Origin of the sequence: Paenibacillus sp. Mc5Re-14, assembly GCF_001049835.1 — a bacterium.
GTDB lineage: Bacteria > Bacillota > Bacilli > Paenibacillales > Paenibacillaceae > Paenibacillus > Paenibacillus polymyxa_C.
Window position 1 is genome coordinate 94164 of the sequence record NZ_CVPD01000002.1, and the last position, 20837, is coordinate 115000.

15 protein-coding genes and 2 rRNA genes (1 of these 17 only partly in view) are annotated in these 20837 nt (G+C 44.8%); 3 read left to right on the forward strand and 14 right to left on the reverse strand.

The window, feature by feature from the left end; translation table 11 throughout:
- Window positions 1–138: 138 nt before the first annotated feature.
- The 3 genes from BN1546_RS25340 to BN1546_RS25350 form a co-directional block, all read right to left on the reverse strand.
- Complete coding sequence (locus tag BN1546_RS25340) at window positions 139–1161, reverse strand: NADH:flavin oxidoreductase/NADH oxidase (RefSeq protein ID WP_013371141.1); 1023 nt, start codon at window positions 1159–1161, stop codon at window positions 139–141.
- 222 nt (window positions 1162–1383) lie between these two features.
- Window positions 1384–1812, reverse strand: coding sequence for a MarR family winged helix-turn-helix transcriptional regulator (locus BN1546_RS25345; protein WP_040101355.1), 429 nt, complete (start codon window positions 1810–1812; stop codon window positions 1384–1386).
- A 190-nt stretch (window positions 1813–2002) separates the two neighbouring features.
- On the reverse strand, window positions 2003–2266 hold the full coding sequence (locus BN1546_RS25350) for a WGxxGxxG family protein (protein WP_013371139.1): 264 nt from the start codon (window positions 2264–2266) through the stop codon (window positions 2003–2005).
- 151 nt (window positions 2267–2417) lie between these two features.
- On the opposite strand from BN1546_RS25350, the gene BN1546_RS25355 reads away from it, so the two are divergent.
- A complete protein-coding gene (locus BN1546_RS25355; protein ID WP_025678384.1) occupies window positions 2418–2936 on the forward strand; it encodes a DUF3231 family protein in 519 nt (172 codons plus the stop codon).
- Between the two features lie 161 nt (window positions 2937–3097).
- On the opposite strand, the gene BN1546_RS25360 is transcribed toward BN1546_RS25355, so the two are convergent.
- The 7 genes from BN1546_RS25360 to BN1546_RS25395 all read right to left on the reverse strand — a co-directional run bounded on the left by BN1546_RS25360 (window position 3098) and on the right by BN1546_RS25395 (window position 12712).
- Entirely contained in the window at window positions 3098–4162 is a 1065-nt protein-coding gene (locus BN1546_RS25360) for a Gfo/Idh/MocA family oxidoreductase (RefSeq protein WP_090739219.1), read from the reverse strand.
- 524 nt (window positions 4163–4686) lie between these two features.
- Complete coding sequence (locus BN1546_RS25370) at window positions 4687–6288, reverse strand: alpha-amylase family glycosyl hydrolase (RefSeq protein WP_090739220.1); 1602 nt, start codon at window positions 6286–6288, stop codon at window positions 4687–4689.
- A gap of 194 nt (window positions 6289–6482) precedes the next feature.
- The gene (locus tag BN1546_RS25375) at window positions 6483–7325 is read right to left on the reverse strand and encodes a carbohydrate ABC transporter permease (RefSeq protein ID WP_013371135.1); all 843 of its coding nucleotides are present in this window, start codon (window positions 7323–7325) and stop codon (window positions 6483–6485) included.
- A gap of 28 nt (window positions 7326–7353) precedes the next feature.
- Window positions 7354–8232, reverse strand: coding sequence for a carbohydrate ABC transporter permease (locus tag BN1546_RS25380; RefSeq protein WP_025678388.1), 879 nt, complete (start codon window positions 8230–8232; stop codon window positions 7354–7356).
- Between the two features lie 75 nt (window positions 8233–8307).
- Window positions 8308–9609 carry an ABC transporter substrate-binding protein gene (locus BN1546_RS25385; protein ID WP_025678389.1) on the reverse strand — a complete coding sequence of 434 codons (1302 nt, stop codon included), beginning with the start codon at window positions 9607–9609 and terminating at the stop codon, window positions 8308–8310.
- Between the two features lie 195 nt (window positions 9610–9804).
- Entirely contained in the window at window positions 9805–10911 is a 1107-nt protein-coding gene (locus tag BN1546_RS25390; RefSeq protein WP_090739221.1) for a response regulator transcription factor, read from the reverse strand.
- A complete protein-coding gene (locus tag BN1546_RS25395; RefSeq protein ID WP_025678396.1) occupies window positions 10904–12712 on the reverse strand; it encodes a sensor histidine kinase in 1809 nt (602 codons plus the stop codon). Before BN1546_RS25395 ends, BN1546_RS25390 begins: the two co-directional genes overlap by 8 nt.
- Before the next feature lie 175 nt (window positions 12713–12887).
- Between BN1546_RS25395 and BN1546_RS25400 the strand changes: the two genes are divergently transcribed.
- Together BN1546_RS25400 and BN1546_RS25405 are read left to right on the forward strand one after the other, a co-directional pair.
- The gene (locus BN1546_RS25400) at window positions 12888–13886 is read left to right on the forward strand and encodes a LacI family DNA-binding transcriptional regulator (protein ID WP_090739222.1); all 999 of its coding nucleotides are present in this window, start codon (window positions 12888–12890) and stop codon (window positions 13884–13886) included.
- Between the two features lie 70 nt (window positions 13887–13956).
- Window positions 13957–16230, forward strand: coding sequence for an alpha-galactosidase (locus BN1546_RS25405; RefSeq protein WP_090739223.1), 2274 nt, complete (start codon window positions 13957–13959; stop codon window positions 16228–16230).
- Window positions 16231–16412: 182 nt separating this feature from the next.
- On the opposite strand, the gene BN1546_RS25410 is transcribed toward BN1546_RS25405, so the two are convergent.
- From BN1546_RS25410 to BN1546_RS25430, 4 genes are all read right to left on the reverse strand, one after another.
- On the reverse strand, window positions 16413–17135 hold the full coding sequence (locus BN1546_RS25410; protein WP_090739224.1) for a YjjG family noncanonical pyrimidine nucleotidase: 723 nt from the start codon (window positions 17133–17135) through the stop codon (window positions 16413–16415).
- A 257-nt stretch (window positions 17136–17392) separates the two neighbouring features.
- Window positions 17393–18244, reverse strand: a complete 852-nt coding sequence (locus BN1546_RS25415) for an alpha/beta fold hydrolase (RefSeq protein WP_064961846.1) — start codon at window positions 18242–18244, stop codon at window positions 17393–17395.
- A gap of 381 nt (window positions 18245–18625) precedes the next feature.
- Window positions 18626–18742: ribosomal RNA gene (rrf, locus tag BN1546_RS25425) — 5S ribosomal RNA — on the reverse strand.
- A 144-nt stretch (window positions 18743–18886) separates the two neighbouring features.
- A 23S ribosomal RNA gene (locus tag BN1546_RS25430) occupies window positions 18887–20837 on the reverse strand; it runs 977 nt beyond the window's last position.

Consider the following 20837-nt stretch of genomic DNA (forward strand, 5'->3'; position numbering starts at 1 on the left):
ATAGTGAATTTTGTTAACATATGCTTACTAAATGTTTGACCACAATAAATAAAAAAGCAACCGATATGTCGGTTGCTTTTGAGTCATTTTCACTTCGATAATTGCAGTTCCCTATATTTCTACCAGCAGAAACTGTATTTAAAAACCTGTAGTATACTGTTTCGGGATCGTTGTTTCTTTTTTCAAGTTTGTTGCCGCCTCAAGAGCCCAATAAGGGTTTCTTAACATTCCTCTCCCGACAGCCACAAGATCTGCGTCCTCATTTCCTACTACAGCGTTTGCCAGGATCGGATCATCGAGTCTTCCGACTGCAATGACTGGAACTTCGAGTGCTTGTCTGATTTCTCGAGCAAGTGTCACTTGGTATGCTGCGTGACTGCCTGGTCTACCCCACGCAGCGATAGGTCCTTCCCCGCCTGAAGAAATATCAAAAATATCTACTCCTGCTTGTTGATATTCTTTGGCAAAAGAAATGCTTTCTTGAATGTCGTATCCTCCTTCTACGTATTCTTTAGCGGAAATGCGCATGATAAGCGGCATGTCTTCCGGCATCTCTGCCTTGGCTGCCTGAATAATTTCCCGACCAAACTTTGTAAGATCTTTCCCGTATTCATCATCTCTTTGGTTGGTAAGAGGAGAGTGAAATTGATGGATTAAGTATCCGTGAGCTCCATGTAATTCAATGGCATCAACTCCGGCCTTCACAGCACGTGCTACAGCACCGCGGAACTTCTCCACCATTTCTTTAACTTCTTGTGTTGAAAGAGCTCTAGGTAATTTAGATTTCTCATCAAATGGAATAGCGGACGGAGCAACAGGCACCTCAGCATCTTCTGCTTTACGTCCAGCATGAGCAATTTGGATACCTACTTTTGCTCCATAACTATGGCAGGCATCTACAATTCTTTTCAATGCAGGAATTTGCTCATCAGACCACAATCCCAGATCGAAATCAGAAATCCGTCCATCCGGTTCTACATCGGTCATTTCAATTATAATAAATCCAGTTCCACCAATTGCACGACTTACGTAGTGCATGAAATGCCAATCGGTAGCTATACCATCTTTTTTTTCAACAGAATATTGACACATTGGAGGCATGACGACCCGGTTCTTTAATTCCAAGCCTTTAAATTTATAAGCACTAAATAAATCTTTCATTAAGAAAGACCCCTTTCTAGGTTTTATAGTGAACACTATATTAAATGCATGCACATGCATATAATCCATATAATACAGCATGCATTTTTTATTTGTCAACTATCGTTTAAACTATGCGTTTACGTAATAAAGGCCCAGAGATTGTATTCTCTAGACCTAGGATTAAATCTTGCTCTATTCAAGCATTAACTTTCGTATTAAGTTTTAATTTATATGAAAGGATTATATTTTTTCAATAAGTGATTGTAATTTTTGCTTCAAGTCATCTTTTGAAAGGACTGACTCCAGAATCTGGTTGAAGGTTTCGAGCGCTCTATCAAATTTCTTTTCACCAAAATCGGTCATGCTTGTATAGATTCCCCGACGATCATCTTCACATATATGTCTTTGCAAAGCTCCGCAGCTTTTTGCTTCCATTCTGACTACCAGTCTAGATAATGCACTTTGGCTTAACCCAACCATCTCTTGTAAATGCTGCAATCTCAATTTCTTTTCCTCAGTTTGAGATAAGAAATACAGAACCAAAAATTCATTTAAGGATAAACTATAGTTTTCTTGAAGTGCACGTTCCAATTCATCGTTTATGTTCGATTGGAGTTTAGTAAGGGACAGCCAAATATTTAAAAGTTCGATAGTATTGTTGTTATGCATTACGACTCATCCGTTCTATTCTGAAGTATAAATTACACACATTATAGGAGTCACCATAGGGAATAATTAATTCTATCAGGGTTACTGGAAATGGTCAAAACAACACAAAAACACCTTTCAAATCAGCTTCCATGCTTAGGAATGCATCTTCTGAAGGTGTTTTGTTTTGAAATTGATTTTAATTTGCAAATTATTTATGGTCAGATACTTTTCTGCGCATTCCAGCCAGTCCTATCAAACCAAGCAAGCCAAGCCAACCCCAATCCATATCGTTGTCATTATCTACGGCGTTTGCTCGTACATTGTTAGCGTTATAAGTTGGATTGTTACTTTGATAAGGGTTTTGAGCTGGGTCATTGGCTGCATTTACATTTGGACTTTGTGCTAAAGAAGGGGTGGCTAAAGCTGCAAATAAGCAAATGGAAGTTACCGCTGTGACTATTTGTTTTTTCATAAAAAGGAATCCTCCCTGAAAGTGTGATGCATATAATTTCTCCAAAAATCCGCTCCTTATTCTATTGTGTATTTACAAATTTATTTGGATACTTTTAATCATTAATTGGAACTATAAGATTGGTGTAAAAAATATTAAAGGAGCGGTTATGATGGGAATATTAAGTGGGAATCCAAAAGACGAACCTATGCACTATGGTGAAATTTCCGGTGTTTGGCAATTTTCATTGGCCGCGAAAGGAGCTCTGTCTTTCTACCAAGCATTCCTGAATCATGCAGGTGATAAGGATTTGAGAAAAATATTGGATGCACTCATTGATCAAGCGAAACTTGAAATTAAGGAGTGTGATACGCTTCTTACTGACAATGGGATTGCCCCAGCGCCAGCCTTACCAGAAAGACCTCCAGTGAAACTTGAAGATATTCCTGTGGGTGCGCGGTTTACTGACCCGGAGATCGCCGCTAAAATTGCGTCTGATACATCATTGGGACTGGTGGCTTGTAGTCAAGTGATGGGTCAATCCATCAGAGAGGATATAGGGGCTTTGTTTGCAAAATATCATGCCACCAAAACTGCTTTAGGCGTTAAGATTCTTCAAATGTCTAAAGAAAAAGGATGGTTAATTCCACCTCCTCTCCAAGTGAAAAGACCCGAAGCTGTTGAAGTATAAAACAGACTAAAATTTCTGCTGGCTATATTCAGGGTAGATTAAACAAGAACCCCCTTTGTCCTCATTATGAGGATAAAGGGGGTTCTTTCACGAGCCATATCCGCCTGCCCATGCTCTCAAATTATTCCATTCCAGAATCTGTGAAAGACTCTGCGTTTCTTTTAAATCGATCTTCGAATCACGCTTTTGGTCGCTGCTGCCTCAAAAATGGTTTCGATCAGCACCAGCACACGGTGCACTTCTTCGCTTTTGATCGCAAGCTCGGCTTTTCCTTCGATGGTGGAGACAAAATTTTCGTAAAAGCTTTCTGCTGCAGCAGGTATTTTCTCAATCGGGAACTTAAGGGTGGATTCCTCAGACGGCGGTGCCATCGTTTTCGTCAACCCTTGACCTGCTTGAATCGGTTTGGGTTCCACGTGAGCGACATCTGGATTTCGGGTGACAATCTCTCCGCTCAAATCCCAATCCTTGATCACTGCTGTTCCTTCAGTTCCTTTAATATACCAACGCGGCAACTTTACGTAATTCGTTGTACCTACTTCAATGACCGCTGTAAGACCGTCCTTGAACTCAATCAAGCTGGTAAAGCCGTCATCCACTTCTGTCCCCAGAATATAACTTAAGGTAGCAGTCACGCTTTCGATTTGGCTGTCCGTAATCTGAAGAAGCTGGTCCAACAGATGCACTCCCCAATCCAATAGCATTCCTCCACCATACGCCTTTAATTGCCGCCAGTCTCCTGGAATGCCGTTAGCTCCCTGAACCCGCGATTCCAGGTGGAAAAGATCGCCAACGGTCTTCTTACTGATTATATCTTTGACAATCCGGAAGTCTTCATCCCATCTGCGATTCTGATGTACTGTAAACAGACGATTTTCTTGCTTGGCCACCTCGACAATCTCTAAGAAATCTGCGCTCGTTATCGTAACTGGCTTTTCACAAATGACATGTTTGCCAGCTTGCAGTGCTTGGATCGCGATTTCTTTATGAACGTCATTAGGCGTTGCTATTAATACAATATCTACGTCCTGATCGCCGAGAACAGCCTCTAGACTGGCATAAGTTTTATAGCCGGCTGCTGCAGCCAATTCCATCCGATAATCAACAATATCATATACACCGCCAATGGCAAGCTGCTCAATAGGTTCAATTAATTGAACATGGTAGCTTCCCATACCTCCATAACCAATAATAACTACATTGTATTTCCGATTGTCCATTTTCATTTTCCTTCCACTCCTAAATTGAGCCACCACCTATCAAACGGTTGCTCACGGATCGAATTCAATTGTAAATAGGTTATTGCCAAGCAGCTATCCGTAAGATGTTATTGCATACGCTTTCATTATAAAGGAAATCTTTCCCCAAAAAAAGGGGGTTATTATGATCTAGGTGGTTTAAGGAAGTTGTATGTAACAACGAGCAGTCTGAATCAATTAATTACGTACATGCGACACCTTCAAAAAATCTGCAATCCTATTTCTTGGAGCATATTTATTAAGTTGTCTCGCATGGAATCGGCCATCCTTGCTGCAAATTTTGCTTTTTTACAAGCTTCCTCATATGACTCTTGATCCTTCAAAGATATTATGGCAGTTCGAAAATGTTTCCCGAAGACTTTAATTTGAAATCATGAATCAGTAATTCGTTTTTAGAATGTTGCTTCCTCCTTATGAGGGGTGTTTTTCACACCCCCACATGAGTTTACCAATAAATGTCTATCCTTATTGTGGCTGTAAGTTTGCGTAGCTCAGCTCTTTCTATCTTCTTTGGTAATCAAAGAGCTGTAGGCGGGAATCTTCACCGTATCTTTCTTTACTTTCAAATCCTTTGAGCTGGAGAAGACTACTTTCCTCTTCTGCTTATCCCAATCTTTCGTCTGGAGGGTAACCGGCTCTCCTGACAGGTTATGATATATATACAATGTTTCTTTGCCTGAGGAACGTTTGTATGCCGCCACGTTGGCAGAACCTGCTTGGAACGGTTCTAGATTGTCGCTGCGAAGAGCCTCATGTTCTTCCCTCAGGCGGATAAGCGTACGGTAGCTTGCCAGCAGGGAATCATTGTCCCGCAACTGCGCTTCCACCGATACTTCGCCTTTGTTGTATTTGGGCTCCTCCCACTTCGTTTGACCGAGACCTTCTCCCTTGTACCAGCGCATAGGCTCCCGAAGAAACTCATCGGGCTTCTCTCCCTTCATGCCGATCTCTTCCCCGTAATAGAGAAATGGCTGGCCCGGCAGCGTCAAAAGAATGGATGCAGCCAGTTTGGCTTTTCGCACATCCCCGCCCAGCTCGCTCATAACACGGGTCTGGTCATGATTGCTTAGGAACGGAGCATCGAGTGCCGCCCTATTGTATGATTTGTACAGCTTTAGCGTTTTCTCTGCGAATGTTGCGATACCCTGATCCTGGCCGTTTTTCACGGAGTTCAAAATCGTTCCGCCCAGATCAAAATTAAACAGAGAGTGGAGCGATTCGTAATAAGGAGCTATTGTCTCCGGTTTATCCCATACTTCTCCTGCCAGATATACATTTGGATTTATCTTTTCCATCTCGGAACGGAACTCATTCCACCACGCAATGTTTTTATCTGCGCCATCCTTCGTTTGCCCTTTAAAAATATGCATCGCCGCATCAAGCCGGAATCCGTCTGCACCCTGCTGTAGCCAATACTTGCCGACTTTGATCATTTCCTTGCGGACTTCGGGATTGTCAAAGTTCAGATCCGGCATCCCCGACCAGAAGGTACCGTAGAAATACCCTTCGCCATTCGGATTTTTATGCCATACCTGCTGGCCCCATGATCCCTTCTCATCCAGATTTGTATTCTCATCTGCCCATACGTAATAGTCATGGTATTTGCTTTGCGGGTTGGCGCTGGCCTCCTTGAACCAAGGGTGCTCGCTGCTCGAATGATTGATAACAAGGTCGATGATCACCTTGACACCCTTTCTTTTCGCTTCTTTCGTCAAGGTGCGGAAATCATTCAGATTCCCGTACTGCGGGTCCACCTGATAGTAATCAGTTACATCATATTTATGGTAGCTTGGAGACGGATTCAGTGGCATGAGCCAGAGACCGCTGACCTGCAAATCCTTGCCCGAACGGGGATTGCCATCGTTTAAGTAATCTAGCTTCTGTGTAATACCCTTTAAATCACCATGTCCGTCCCCATTCGAATCATAAAAAGAATTAATATAAATTTCGTAAAACACGCCGCTTCCAGCAGAATTCGGAGGCTTATGCCCGTTCATATCCTGCTCGGCCATTGCACCTGAGGTGAACATCGTGAGCATAGGCACCGTTAACAGGATTGTGGACCATTTTCTTAAGCGTTGGTTACGAGTCAAAACATATCAGCTCCTTTAATTGTTATGGGTGCGCCTTCATTATAAAGAAAAACCACCCAAAAAAAGGGGATATTATTATCTATTATAGTGGAAAATATCGATTTTATTGTCTGATGTCGTTATCGAACAAACTGCCTGGGTTAGAGGATCTCTTGGTGATCCTTAACCCAGGCAGTTTGCTTGAAAGTCTATTTTTACCCTTTTACAGCGGAACCTACCGTCATCGCCCGCTCTACTTGTTCACTCAAGAACAGATAGACGAGTACCATCGGTAAGGAGGCAATAGTCATAACAGCACCCATCGCTCCCCAATCTGTACTATAAGAGCCTTGGAAGAAAAGCAAGCCTAGCGGCAATGTCTTCATATTTTCATCAGAAATGAGAATATAGGCCAAAGTGAATTCATTCCAGTTATTCAAAAACTGAAAAATGGCTACAGTCGCAATTGCAGGTAATGCAAGAGGTACAATGATTTTCAGGAACAGTCTATAAATATTAGCTCCATCCATGCATGCTGCCTCTTCAATCTCCTTAGGGATTCCCGTAAGGAACCCATAGAAAATCATGGACGAGAAAGGAAGGCCAATTGCGATATAAGGAAGAATAAGAGCTCCATACGTATTCGTTAGATTAAAATCGCGAACCAGAATCGCCAGCGGTATCATGATAACCTGAAGTGGCATAAACATTCCTATGGTCATATAAGTCCGGACGGTAGAACGAAATCTCCACCTCATACGAGCCACTGCAAAGGCAAACATCAGAGCCAGTAAAAGGATAAACAGAGTCGAAATCGTTGATACAACCAGACTGTTTAGAAAGTAACGGGGAATATTAAATTGTGTCCAGGCATTGATGTAATTTTCGTATCGAAAATGCGTTGGCAGTCCAAATGGGTTAGAGACGAAGATCTCATCGTTGTTCTTTAACGAATAGGATACCATCCAAAACAACGGGTAGACCGAAACAATTAGATACAACCACAGTGGTATCTGCAGGGCAGCATGTCTGAACTTGCTCAAAGCGGTTTTACTCATTTCGTTCTCCTTTTCAATACACGCCTTATCACGCGGTTTGTCCGCGGTCGAACAGCTTATTGATAACTACAGTTGCTAATAGCGAGATTAATACAAGTAGCACGGATACAGCACACGCATAACCATAGTTGCTCTCCATAAAAGCATAGCGATAAATCATGAATGTCAGTGTATAGTTTGTAGTACCGGGCCCACCATTTGTCATAATCAGCATCTGCACAAACGCCCCTATTCCAGAGGTTATCGCGATAATGAAGCAAAATTTGTACGTTTCTCTCATTAAAGGAAGCGTAACATGCAGATGCGCTTTCCATTTGCTACAACCGTCAATCGTGGCAGCCTCAAAGTAGTCTTCGGGTATTGACTTAACTCCCGCATATAACAACGAGAATTGGTATCCCATAAACTGCCAAGCATTAACAAAGGCGATGGCAATAATGGATGTTGTTGGGGAGCTCAACCAATTTTGCTGATACGGAATGTTCAAGAGATCAAACAGTCGGTTGATTAATCCGTTGGTTGGATCATAAATTGCAATCCACAGCTGGCATACCACGGTTACCGATAGGACAACTGGGATAAAATAAGCGGTTTTCAGTATTTTCCGCCCGCGTGTACGTGGGTCCGCACAGATTAGTGCCAATATCGTTCCCAGTCCGATCTGAAAGACTGCCAGTACAATTGCAAAGATCAATCCGTTCTTAAGCGAAGTAGCAAGTAGAGGATCAGAGAACAACTCCCGGTAATTATTCAATCCTGAAAAGGTCAACGTACTCAGGCCATCCCAATCATAAAAGCTGCGAAGAACGGTTTGCAGAACGGGATATATCAGTATCACGCTATACAGTATCAAAGCAGGGAGGAGAAACAGTGCGAGCGCTGATTTGTTCCCCAAATATTTATTCATGTCTTGCTTCCACCCCTTATCTTTGAAACAGCCCCCCAGCGCCTTATGCGCCAAGGGTTGCCGTTTCCTGAATTCTCAGTTTTCTTTATTCAATGTGTTATTCAGATTGCTTACAAAATCGTTTTCTGAAAAGTTGTCTACCATCATATTCTGAGTATTGTCATTAATCGTGTTCTGAATTTTTGTATTACTCAGAAGTTGAGCATATTCCTGCGCATTTGGTAACAACTCTTTAACAACTCGCTGCATCATTGCTGGAACATTGGAGGCCATTGGTTTATCAACTTTCACTGGAACAATTGGACTTCCAAGCTGGGAGTATCTGTACTCTGCTGATTTTGAGGCAAGGAATGCCGCTACCTTTACGGCTGTTTCCTTATTTTTGCTATTCGCTGATACTGCGTAACCTTGTGGAGAACCTGAGCCGTCAATAAAATATTTGGAATTCTCGTAGGTTGCTTCATCCTTTGCAGGCCAGTACATCCAGTCGACTTGATCGCCCAGCTTTTCCTGGGAGCTGTAGATTTCCCATTGTCCATTTACGAACATGGCAGCTTTGCCCTGATAAAATAGGGACGATGCCTGATCATAATTGGTGTTCGTGGCGTTGGCATCGAACAATCCGGCTCTTTGCAGTTGCTTCATCTGCTGTGCCGCTGTTACGAATGCTTCTGGCAATGCTTTTACACCCTTCTCCTCAAGTGCTCCGAATCCACGTGGTTGCTCTCTTGTAACCAGCCCATTATAAAAAGCGGTCGTAATCCATTTTTCTTTAGCAAAGATTGACATCGGTACATAACCAGCAGCTTTCAACTTCTTAGCTGCATCGGCCATCTGGTCAATCGTCTTAAGTGGTGTCTTGATTCCTACCTTCTCAAAAATTGACTTGTTGTAATAGATCATTTGGAATTCAATACCAGTCTCGGGATAAGCATACACATGATTATCAGGAGCTACCAAACGCGATTCCACACCTGGATTAAGATTCTTTTTGAATTCGGCAGTTGTGTCATAGTTGTCCAGCACCTCGACATTTTTCGATTTTGCAAAAGTTTGCAGGACAGGCCAATCCGCTAAATAGATATCTGGCATGTTGCCCGTTGCTGCATAAGTTTTAAGCTTCTGTCCCCCGTCCTGCACGGCAGGATCTAGTTCAATTTCTACGTCTGGCATCTTCTTCTTGAGCTCTTCCACCGCATAATCGAACGGCTTTATGGTATCGTCATCGAAATGCTGCGCATACACCTTCAATTTAATCGTTCCGTCCCCTGATCCGTTATTGGAAGAGGCTGAGTTGTCTTCACCACAAGCGACCAATCCGACGGACATGGTGAGCACTAGCAAGGCTGCACTCCAAATTCTGAGATTTTTTTTCATTTGTTTTTCCCCCTCATGAAGAGTCTTTGATGATTACGCTTTCATTTGCTTGACTACAGTATACCGCTGCCTCTTTTCTTCTTTAAGGAATAAAACGGGTATTATCAGTAAAAAACGGGACAAATAGAGCAGCGGTCCTCCATATAGGAAAACCGCCAGGCTTAAATCGATGTGTTCTGCCTCACAAGGCAGATGCTACCTCTTTTTGAGTTGTTCATATTCTGTGGGTGTCATACCAAAGCGTTTCTTGAAACATTTGCTGAAATAATTAGGGTCACTGTATCCTACACTTTCGGCGATTTCTGACAGCTTCCGATTTCCTTTCAGCAAAAGCTCCTTAGCCTTCTTCATTCGGATGTGTGTAATATGATCCACTATGGAAAAGCCAGACTCCTTGCGAAATACGCGGCGCAGGTAGCTGGGATCGACGAATACTCCGCACGAAACCTGCTCAGCAGACAGCTCTGAGTCTGCATAATGTTCCTCAATATAGTTGATCGCCGCCGCAAATAAATTGGAAGCCTTCGTCGGACGCATATTCTCCATCAGTTGGATCAGCTTGCGATATAGGGTGAGCATCCAACCTTCAGCAGCCTCCCAGGAATCTAACTCCCGCAGCCGTTCGTAAGGAGAATTGTCTCCTTCGTTTTCCCATAGCTGGTCATAAGGAATGCCTCGTTCACTGGCAAAGGAAAGGGCTAAAGATACGATTCCCATAAGCATCGCATCTGCATATTCGTCTCCCCAGTTATATTTACTAAGCTGACGGATTGCCTTGCGGACCTCCTCTAGCGTTTCACTGTCTTTCATTCGGAGGTCAAGCACAACCGCATCGCGTAGATGGCCCAAATCAGGCATACCTGCTCTGCTATGCAACGCTTCGCCGCCCTGTCCCCTTAACTCTGCGCTTTCGCTCTCCTGTGGAAGCACTGGTAATTTCGGCTTAATACGCTCCAACATTGAAAGCATTTCTTCGGCATTGAACGGTTTCAGCAAATAATCCTGCACTCCAGTTCGAACGGCCTTCTGTAGATACTCAAACTCGTTATGCCCGGATATGAATACAATTACGATTCGTTCGAACTTGACTTTCAATCTCTGGGCTAATTCAATTCCGTCAATAAATGGCATATTGATATCAACGAGGGCAAGATGCGGCTGATGCCGCTCGGCTTCCTGAAGCGCTTCCCGCCCGTTCCTTGCTTCGCAGCAAACTCGAAAGCCGTGACTTTCCCAGTCTATCTTAATTCGCAGAAAGTCTCGGAACAGCGGCTCATCATCAACAATCATCACTTTATACATCTTGGTGTTCACTCCCCTTTGGCAGCGTTGGTAGCGACAGGTCAACAATGGTTCCCTCTCCGAGAACACTCTGCACGGATATCCCGTACTCCTCGCCAAAATACAGGCTCAGCCGTTGCTGAACACTGTAGGTACCGATTGATCGTATTCCTTCTTTCGGTAAATGTCTGGACATAATGTTCTGAACTTGAACTTCGTTCATTCCCACACCGTTGTCCTCTACCCGGACGATCACCCTATCGTTCTGTTTAAAAGCGAAAATACGGATAAAACCTTTGGTTCCTTTCTTTTTAAGACCATGGTAAATCGAATTCTCGACAAGTGGTTGGAGCGAGAGTTTCGGAATCGGTGTACCCGCAAGCTCTGAAGGGATATCCACTTCATAGCGGAACACATCGGGATAACGGATTTGCAGAATTGTCAGGTAATCATCCGTAATCTGAGCTTCCTTCTCTAAAATAATGAGTTCCCGTCCCTTATTCAGCACCATTCGATAAAAATCTGCCAGCGCCTTCGTAGTATCTCTAGCCTCATCATTACGATCCAACTCATTCAGTGCATAAATGGTATCTAAAGTGTTGTATAGAAAATGCGGTTTTATTTGAGCGGACATCAGTGCAAGTTCATATTCACGCTTGCGGTTTTGTTCCTGCCTAACTTCATCCAGTAACTCCCTAATCCGTCTTATCATAAAGTTAAAAGCTTCAGCAATGGTACCGATTTCATCTTCTGTTCGGACTGTCGCAACCGATTGTAAATCGCCGGTTACTACTTTTCGCATGGCTCTAGTCAGTTGTTCGAGCGGGCTAACGACCATTTTGGACAGAAAGCTAGCACCGAGCCAGGAAAAAGCAAGACAGAATACGCCGATTAAGAGTGAAAGCCTTACATTTTGCCGGACATCAGCTGTAAGCAGGCTAAGAGAAACAATATTGACTAGCTTCCAACCCATTCGGTTATAATCATTGACCGTTACGAGATTGCCGCCGTCCTCAAATGAGCATGTTTTTGGGGACACATTAGATCCACAACCTTGGATGGCCTCCGCCAACTGTGAACTCACTGGCTTCATCAGCATCCCATTGTCTTCTGCCACAGCCACACGCATCTCGTTATCTAAAAAATAATAAGATTTGTTCGTATCGGGATCGCTGGAACGAAAATAATCAGACAAACCTTCTTCCTTTACCAAAAGAAAAAGCGTTCCATAGGGGTCGCCGGTGTCTATATTAATGACCATCTTTCCCAGCGTCAAAACCGGAGAGTTTGGATCTGGTGTTAGGAAATCTCTTTTCTCCATATCAAACCAAAGTGCCTGTCCATAACTTTCAGATTCCCTTACCCGTTTGAGCATGCTATCGACTTTGCTATCATCCCCACTTTCGGTATAAGAAGCGAAAATTGTTCCTTCAGTATCAATAAATACCGCCGCATCCACCTCGCGAAAGATAGACAAGTCAATAGATAGGCGGCTTTGCATCAGGTTTCCAAATTGAACACGATCCATAGCAGTATCAGGTCTAGCGCCGTATGAATCATACATGCGGTTAATATTTGTGACCATAATATTGGCCGCTGTTTCCACACTACTGAATATGTAGTCGGTCCGGGACAGGATAAGCTGCGATTCGTCCACTACGTTGCTGGTAGTTTGCTCTATCAATGAACGGCTGAAAAGTTGATTGGACACAAGTCCAAGAATGAGCAGAGAAATAATGATTAGCGGGAGAAATACCGCTATAACCTTGCTTTTAAAGCGAAGGCGACCAAACCACTTACGAGCTAGGGACAGAATATTCAAATAAACCCCCTCCGTCATCAAAGAATATTCATCATGTTAACACAACTAATCTGAACAGTAGTAGAACTAAAATAATGTTAAAAAAATTCAACGCTCCATCTTGAAAGTGGCAAAAGGATATGTTAGGATAAAGTCGATTTTTAGTAAAATTATTAACTAAAAAGGTGTGAGCTCTTTGGCAACCATTAAAGACATTGCCCGCGAAGCGGGTGTGTCTGCCGCAACCGTTTCAAGGGTTTTAAATAACGATCTGTCACTGTCCGTGAGTCCAGACACCAAAAACAGAGTTTTTTTAATTGCTGAACAGCTTGGGTATAAGCCTTCCCGGCTGAGGCAGTTAAAGCGGAATACGGAACGTGCCGGGAAAACGGTCGCCCTCCTGCTGTGGTGTTCCATTGAGGAGGAAAGGGACGATCCGTATTACGCCTCAATCCGCCGTGGAATCGAACTGCGCTGTGAAGAGCTTGGCCTCACATTGGGGCAGACGCTGAGAGGCCGCTCATCTCTGGGCACCTTGCAGAAGGCGGACGGTCTGATTGTCGTAGGAGGCGTTGATCCTGAAGAGGTGTCCAAGCTGTATCCGGACAAGAACACCATTGTCCTTGTTGACCAGTACCATGAGCAGCTGGAATACGATTCCGTACGACTCCATTTCCGGCAAGCGGTTGATCAGGCACTCGGACATCTGCTCGACCTTGGCCACCGACAAATCGGATTTATCGGCGGCAAGAGCGATGGAGAGCGAAGGGCGCATTATTTTGAACGATTCATGCGGGAACGAGGATTGTACAATCCTCAATTCGTCCGGGTAGGTGCCTGGAGTACAGCGGATGGATATCTCATGATGAATGAGCTCCTAGCCGAGCAGGAACGACCAACAGCCTGCTTCGCTGCAAGTGATCCGCTCGCCATCGGTGCTCTCCGCGCCCTTCATGGACATGGAGTCAAGGTACCAGAAGATATGGCTGTTGTCGGCTTTGACGACATTGAGATGGCGGCCTTCGTTCAGCCTCCGCTAACTACAGTGCGTGCCTATCCCGAACAGATGGGAAAGGCTGCTGTGCAGCTGCTCTCTGAACGGTTTGAGGGACGTGAACCACCTGCGTACAACGTGATCGGGACTAAGCTTGTCATACGGGAAAGCTCATGCTTAAACAGTAAAATCAATTCTTAAGAGTCATTTGTCATTGATAAGTATCCTTACGTAAAACAATCGAGATGATAACCCCTAAGGAGTGAATATCATGAACATTCATGTTAACGAGGCGCTTGGTTTGTTTCACCTGCAGTCCAAGGATTGCAGCTATATTATCCAACTTGCAGAAGGATATCCTGCACATGTCTATTGGGGAGCTCAACTTCATCATGACCAAAGTCTTGCAAGTATATTGGAGCTTAGAGAGCGCTGCTCCTTCTCCCCCACTCCCGATTCTTCCAGTCGTACGCTTTCTTTGGATACGCTTCCACAGGAATATCCACAGTATGGAACAAGCGACTTCCGTCAGCCGGCTTATCAAGTTACGCTTGCGGATGGAACTCGGACTACGGAGCTAAAATATAGTGGTTACCGTATTGAACCGGGTAAACCCAAGCTCGAAGGACTTCCTTCCGTTTATACCGAATCGGATGATGAAGCAACAACTCTCTTGTTGTTCCTCGAGGATCAACATTCAGGCCTAAAGACTACACTGCTTTATACTGTGTTTGCGAACCACAGCGCAATTGCTAGGTCTACTCTTTTTGAACATAAGGGAAGCGCTGTCATGAATATTGAGCATGCGATGAGCGCCTCTGTCGACTTCGCCGATTCCAATTACCAAGCTCTCTATTTATCTGGTGCCTGGGTTCGGGAGAGACATATCCAGCGCCGCGATCTTGGGCCCGGCGCCATTCGCTTGGAAAGCCGACGGGGCTCCAGCAGTCACCAAATGAATCCTTTTCTGGCACTGCTTCGTCCTGATGCAACTGAAGATCGTGGGGATGTGTACGGCTTCAGTCTAATTTACAGCAGCAACTTCGTCGCACAGGCGGAAGTAGAGCAATTTAATCAGACTCGTGTAAGTATCGGAATCAATCCTTTTGACTTCTCCTGGCGGCTTGAACCGGGTCAGTCATTCCAGACCCCTGAAGCCGTGCTGGTCTTTTCCGAAGAAGGTCTTGGGGGCATGTCGCGCACCTATCACCGACTCTACCGCACACGTCTGTGCCGGGGAACTTATCGCGACAAGGAACGCCCGATTCTCGTAAATAATTGGGAAGCCACATATTTTGACTTCGACGCCGATAAAATTGAGGCGATTGCCAAAGAAGCGGGACCTCTTGGAATTGAGCTATTTGTCCTTGATGACGGTTGGTTTGGCAAGCGAGACAACGATAACAGTTCGCTTGGAGACTGGTTCGAAGACCGCCGCAAGCTACCTGGTGGTCTTACCGACTTGGCCAAACGAGTTAATGAACAAGGATTACAGTTTGGCTTATGGGTTGAGCCGGAAATGGTATCACCTGATAGTGAACTGTACCGCACCCATCCCGACTGGTGCCTGCATGCAGAAGGTCGGCGGCGGACGGAAGGTCGATCCCAATTGGTGCTTGATCTCTCCCGCAAAGAAGTATGCGATTACTTGTACGAGACGCTTAGCTCCGTATTCTCGATCGCTCCAATTACTTATGTCAAGTGGGACATGAATCGTAATATGACGGAGATCGCTTCGGCTACCGCTACTAGCGAACGTCAAAAGGAAACTGCGCACCGTTATATGCTCGGACTTTATGATCTGCTGGAACGCCTGACCTCACGGTTCCCGGACATCTTGTTTGAAAGCTGTTCTGGCGGAGGTGGACGATTCGATCCAGGGATGCTCTACTATATGCCGCAGACATGGACCAGTGATGACACTGATGCTATTGAAAGATTGGCGATCCAGTACGGCACCAGCATCGTGTATCCGGCCAGTACTATGGGGGCCCACGTATCGAACGTGCCGAACCACCAGGTGGGACGAAACACTTCCCTCGCCATACGTGGCGACGTGGCAATGAGCGGGAATTTTGGCTACGAACTTGACCTTACTGCATTTACAAATGAAGAAAAAGAGCTCGCTGCCAGACAAATTGCCCAGTATAAAGAAATCCGTTCCCTTGTACAGCAGGGAGATATGTATCGACTTCTTAGTCCGTTTGAAGGCCGAGGCGATACTGCCTGGATTTTTGTTAGCGAGGACCAGTCCGAAGCTTTTGTCGCTTACTTCCGTGTGCTGGCTGAGCCAAATGGACCTATCCGGCGACTAACTCTAAAAGGACTTGACCCAGCCAAAAAGTATATAATCGAAACCGGTGCGACCGGCAATACTTCAGATCCTATTAATACCTCGACTGAAGATGGCGTTTCCCCTTTCCGTGTAGCGTTTGACGGCGAAATTTTTGGAGGTGACCGCTTAATGAAAATTGGGCTTGTTGTCTCGGATCTTACTGGGGATTTTGCCAGCTCTACCTTCCGCCTTAAAGCGATCTCCTGCTAATCAAAATGAAGGGATTTGCTTCAATATCGCAATAGGAAATAAAAAGAGAAACGGATTCGTTCTACAACGAATCCGTTTCTCTTTATTCAGACATCTCAGTTCATAACAGTCCTTGATTTTCCTTTTTCATATCATACTATACAATTTTAACCTGCTAGAGTCTGACTTCAATTTCTTATTATCTAGTATTCTAAAGATGTATGGTTCAGTACGGGAGGCATTGAAAGTACACTACTCAGTAGTTCCATCAAACTTTTTATTTCATAAGTGGGTTGAATGCCGGACGTATTTGTTTTTCCGGAAGGGTTGAACCAGCAAGTGTCAATTCCGTACTTATTCCCTCCTTGAATGTCCGAGGTTAAAGAATCGCCCACCATTAGGACCTTACTTTTATCTGAAATAGCTAGCTTGGTAAATGCGTAATCAAAAATTTCGGCCTGCGGCTTTTGGTAACCCACTTCTTCTGAAATAATTATCTGCTCAAACACATGACGCAGCGGGGAAAGCTGAATTCTGGAGGTTTGGACCTCTTTTATTCCATTCGTAATGATCGCCAAACGACACTCAGATAGTACGTCACATAATTCAACCGCTCCGTCCATCAAAAAAGCTCCTTCACCCAAATAACGTAAATAAGCAGCACTAAAGGCGTCTGGATTGAAGTCTAGCTTATGAACAGTAAACAATCGTTTAAATCTTTCCACCCGTAGCTGTGCCGAGGTAATAAGTCCTTCCTCTGCCTCTCGCCACAACGAACTGTTGATCTCATCATAGCTAGATTTATACTCAGTGGCCCCTTGCGGCATTCCAAATTGGGCAAACGTATTATGTAGCGCATGACTCTCTGCCATTTTAAAATCAAACAGCGTATCATCAACATCAAATAAAATAATTTCGTATTTCATAACGACCCCCAACCTCCATGTCATAACTTTGCTATATGGTTAAGTTCCATGAACTATAGACTTGTCCCAAATAGGATATAGAAAAACGGAAATAGACTATCAATACAGTATGATCTCCCGGTAATTATACAGAACCTCATTGATTCGTCAAGTCATGGAACACGCCATAATTGAATTAAACTTGCTGATCCTTGCTATTGTGCTCCAAATATCAAAAAAGTCGACTCCTTATAATAGGAATCGACCGTTTTAAAATCCTAGTGATTTTCATTAATCCATTCGGTTAATGTTTCATCAAAATAATGAGGTTCTTCAAACATCGGATTATGCCCACTATGTTCAAAAACCACCTTTTTTACGTTCATATAGCTATCATCGACCCGATCCCATAATGAAACAGGTGCGACTAAGTAATCAGATCTCCCAAGACCAATAAACACGGGCTTATCGACATCCGCCAAGGACTGTATCAAATCCATCTTTCCGAAGGCTTCTCCCCATAAATAATCAATGATAGGCATGTTTGTGTGCACATCATTCCACATATAAGCTGCATCATAGGTATAATCATAAAAGCTTTGTGCTCCCATACGTATACACATGTGAACAAATCTTCTGTCGGGCTCTCTTTTGATATCATTCTCTAATAAAGCAATTTCCTTTTCAAAACGGTCCTTTCTTTCTGGACTAGCCGTTTCATAAAAGAATGAAAAGCTTTGCCGCTGTCTTTCTTGGCTGTTCGTAGGTGCTGAATTTAATAGCACCACTTTTTCAACATAGCCTGGGAATTGTTTAGCATATTCCAAAGCCATAAAAGCATGCCCGGAATGCCCTAATATAATAAATGTATCTAAATGAAGGCAACGTCTTGCTGTTTCTATATCATTAATGACTTTATCCAAAGTATAGTCTTCTGGTTTTAAAGCACGAGCCGGTTTTGCAAACCCTCTATGATCTAAGAAAATAAACTGAAACTTTTTATATAAATGGTCTGAAAATAAGCGAGGATAATATACACTACTGCCGATCACCAATATCGGCTTTCCGTTACCTCTTATAGTATATTTCAGCTCAAATCCATCACTAATAACCGTTTGATAAGTGCTCATCTTCATCGTCTCCTTTTCTTCTTTAAATCACTCCCTTTCCGTTGTTTAAATCCCTTGTATTCTCCATAGATCGTTCCAGCACTACAACTCACCTCTGAAAGTCTGTTTATTTTATGAGAAAAGTTTAACATGATTTTTTCTAAAACAAAACCGAATTTGGATCTTCTAATCTTGCCGTACAAGTCAGAGATACAAAGTGGCAAAAGGAAATTACCGTAAACTTCAAGCCTTAAGTGTCCTCCAGCAGCAGCACTATACAAGGAACAACCAGAATATTTAGTGCTTTTAACTAAGGGCATGCCATGAGCCTTTCATATGAATGATAAATGAATCGGATATACAAAAAGAACACAGCCATTAAGGCTGTGCTCTTTTTTTTGTGCTTGGCAACGTCCTACTCTCCCAGGACCCTGCGGTCCAAGTACCATCGGCGCTGGAGGGCTTAACGGTCGTGTTCGGGATGGGTACGTGTGGAACCCCTCCGCTATCGCCACCAAACATGAATTTACGGTGTAAATTCTTTTTCAGGAATCAGCATCGCCAAATGCTGTGTGTTTGTCCGTGTAACTTCAGCTACTTGAGCTGACGATATACTGAACTTACACCCTGAAAACTGGATCCGAAACTTATTGCGCTTTATCTTAGGATAAGCCCTCGACCGATTAGTATTGGTCAGCTCCATGCATTACTGCACTTCCACCCCCAACCTATCTACCTCGTCGTCTTCAAGGGGTCTTACGTATTGGGAAATCTCATCTTGAGGGGGGCTTCACGCTTAGATGCTTTCAGCGCTTATCCCTTCCGTACATAGCTACCCAGCGGTGCTCCTGGCGGAACAACTGGTACACCAGCGGTACGTCCATCCCGGTCCTCTCGTACTAAGGACAGCTCCTCTCAAATTTCCTACGCCCACGACAGATAGGGACCGAACTGTCTCACGACGTTCTGAACCCAGCTCGCGTACCGCTTTAATGGGCGAACAGCCCAACCCTTGGGACCTACTTCAGCCCCAGGATGCGATGAGCCGACATCGAGGTGCCAAACCTCCCCGTCGATGTGGACTCTTGGGGGAGATAAGCCTGTTATCCCCAGGGTAGCTTTTATCCGTTGAGCGATGGCCCTTCCATGCGGTACCACCGGATCACTAAGCCCGACTTTCGTCCCTGCTCGACTTGTAGGTCTCGCAGTCAAGCTCCCTTCTGCCTTTGCACTCTTCGAATGATTTCCAACCATTCTGAGGGAACCTTGGGGCGCCTCCGTTACTCTTTAGGAGGCGACCGCCCCAGTCAAACTGCCCACCTGACACTGTCCTCGCACCGGATCACGGTACCAAGTTAGAACCTAGATACGATCAGGGTGGTATCCCAAGGATGCCTCCTCTCAAGCTGGCGCTCAAGATTCTACGGCTCCCACCTATCCTGTACAGATCGTACCCAAATTCAATATCAAGCTGCAGTAAAGCTCCATGGGGTCTTTCCGTCTTGTCGCGGGTAACCTGCATCTTCACAGGTATTAAAATTTCACCGGATCTCTCGTTGAGACAGCGCCCAAGTCGTTACGCCATTCGTGCGGGTCAGAATTTACCTGACAAGGAATTTCGCTACCTTAGGACCGTTATAGTTACGGCCGCCGTTTACTGGGGCTTCGGTTCATAGCTTCGCTCCGAAGAGCTTACCACTCCCCTTAACCTTCCAGCACCGGGCAGGCGTCAGCCCGTATACTTCGCCTTGCGGCTTCGCACAGACCTGTGTTTTTGCTAAACAGTCGCTTGGGCCTTTTCACTGCGGCCCCCTCGGGCTATTCACCCTACCGAGGCACCCCTTCTCCCGAAGTTACGGGGTCATTTTGCCGAGTTCCTTAACGAGAGTTCTTCCGCGCGCCTTAGAATTCTCTTCTCGCCTACCTGTGTCGGTTTGCGGTACGGGCACCTTCTCCTGGCTAGAGGCTTTTCTTGGCAGTCTGAGATCATGACCTTCGCTACTATAATTTTCGCTCCCCATCACAGCCCAGCCTTAACGATGTGCGGATTTGCCTACACATCAGCCTCACTGCTTAGACGGACATCCATCAGTCCGCGTCACTACCCTACTGCGTCACCCCATCGCTCATCACGGATTACGGTGGTACAGGAATTTCGACCTGTTGTCCTTCGACTACGCCTATCGGCCTCGCCTTAGGTCCCGACTTACCCTGAGCGGACGAACCTTCCTCAGGAACCCTTAGGCTTTCGGCGGATCTGATTCTCACAGATCTTTTCGTTACTCATACCGGCATTCTCACTTGAATGCAGTCCAGCGCTCCTTCCGGTACACCTTCAACCCGCATTCAACGCTCCCCTACCCCTGATGCAAGCATCAAGCCATAGCTTCGGTGGTGTGTTTAGCCCCGTTACATTTTCGGCGCAGAGTCACTCGACCAGTGAGCTATTACGCACTCTTTCAATGGTGGCTGCTTCTAAGCCAACATCCTGGTTGTCTGTGCAACTCCACATCCTTTCCCACTTAACACACACTTGGGGACCTTAGCTGATGGTCTGGGCTGTTTCCCTTTCGACAATGGATCTTAGCACTCACTGTCTGACTCCCGGAACTAA

Coding starts and splice junctions, on each gene's coding strand:
- BN1546_RS25415 (WP_064961846.1), bottom strand. CDS start 18,244: ATGAGCACTTATCAAACGGTTATTAGTGATGGATTTGAGCTGAAATAT.
- BN1546_RS25405 (WP_090739223.1), top strand. CDS start 13,957: ATGAACATTCATGTTAACGAGGCGCTTGGTTTGTTTCACCTGCAGTCC.
- BN1546_RS25385 (WP_025678389.1), bottom strand. CDS start 9,609: ATGAAAAAAAATCTCAGAATTTGGAGTGCAGCCTTGCTAGTGCTCACC.
- BN1546_RS25355 (WP_025678384.1), top strand. CDS start 2,418: ATGGGAATATTAAGTGGGAATCCAAAAGACGAACCTATGCACTATGGT.
- BN1546_RS25350 (WP_013371139.1), bottom strand. CDS start 2,266: ATGAAAAAACAAATAGTCACAGCGGTAACTTCCATTTGCTTATTTGCA.
- BN1546_RS25390 (WP_090739221.1), bottom strand. CDS start 10,911: ATGTATAAAGTGATGATTGTTGATGATGAGCCGCTGTTCCGAGACTTT.
- BN1546_RS25360 (WP_090739219.1), bottom strand. CDS start 4,162: ATGAAAATGGACAATCGGAAATACAATGTAGTTATTATTGGTTATGGA.
- BN1546_RS25340 (WP_013371141.1), bottom strand. CDS start 1,161: ATGAAAGATTTATTTAGTGCTTATAAATTTAAAGGCTTGGAATTAAAG.
- BN1546_RS25345 (WP_040101355.1), bottom strand. CDS start 1,812: ATGCATAACAACAATACTATCGAACTTTTAAATATTTGGCTGTCCCTT.
- BN1546_RS25410 (WP_090739224.1), bottom strand. CDS start 17,135: ATGAAATACGAAATTATTTTATTTGATGTTGATGATACGCTGTTTGAT.
- BN1546_RS25380 (WP_025678388.1), bottom strand. CDS start 8,232: ATGAATAAATATTTGGGGAACAAATCAGCGCTCGCACTGTTTCTCCTC.
- BN1546_RS25375 (WP_013371135.1), bottom strand. CDS start 7,325: ATGAGTAAAACCGCTTTGAGCAAGTTCAGACATGCTGCCCTGCAGATA.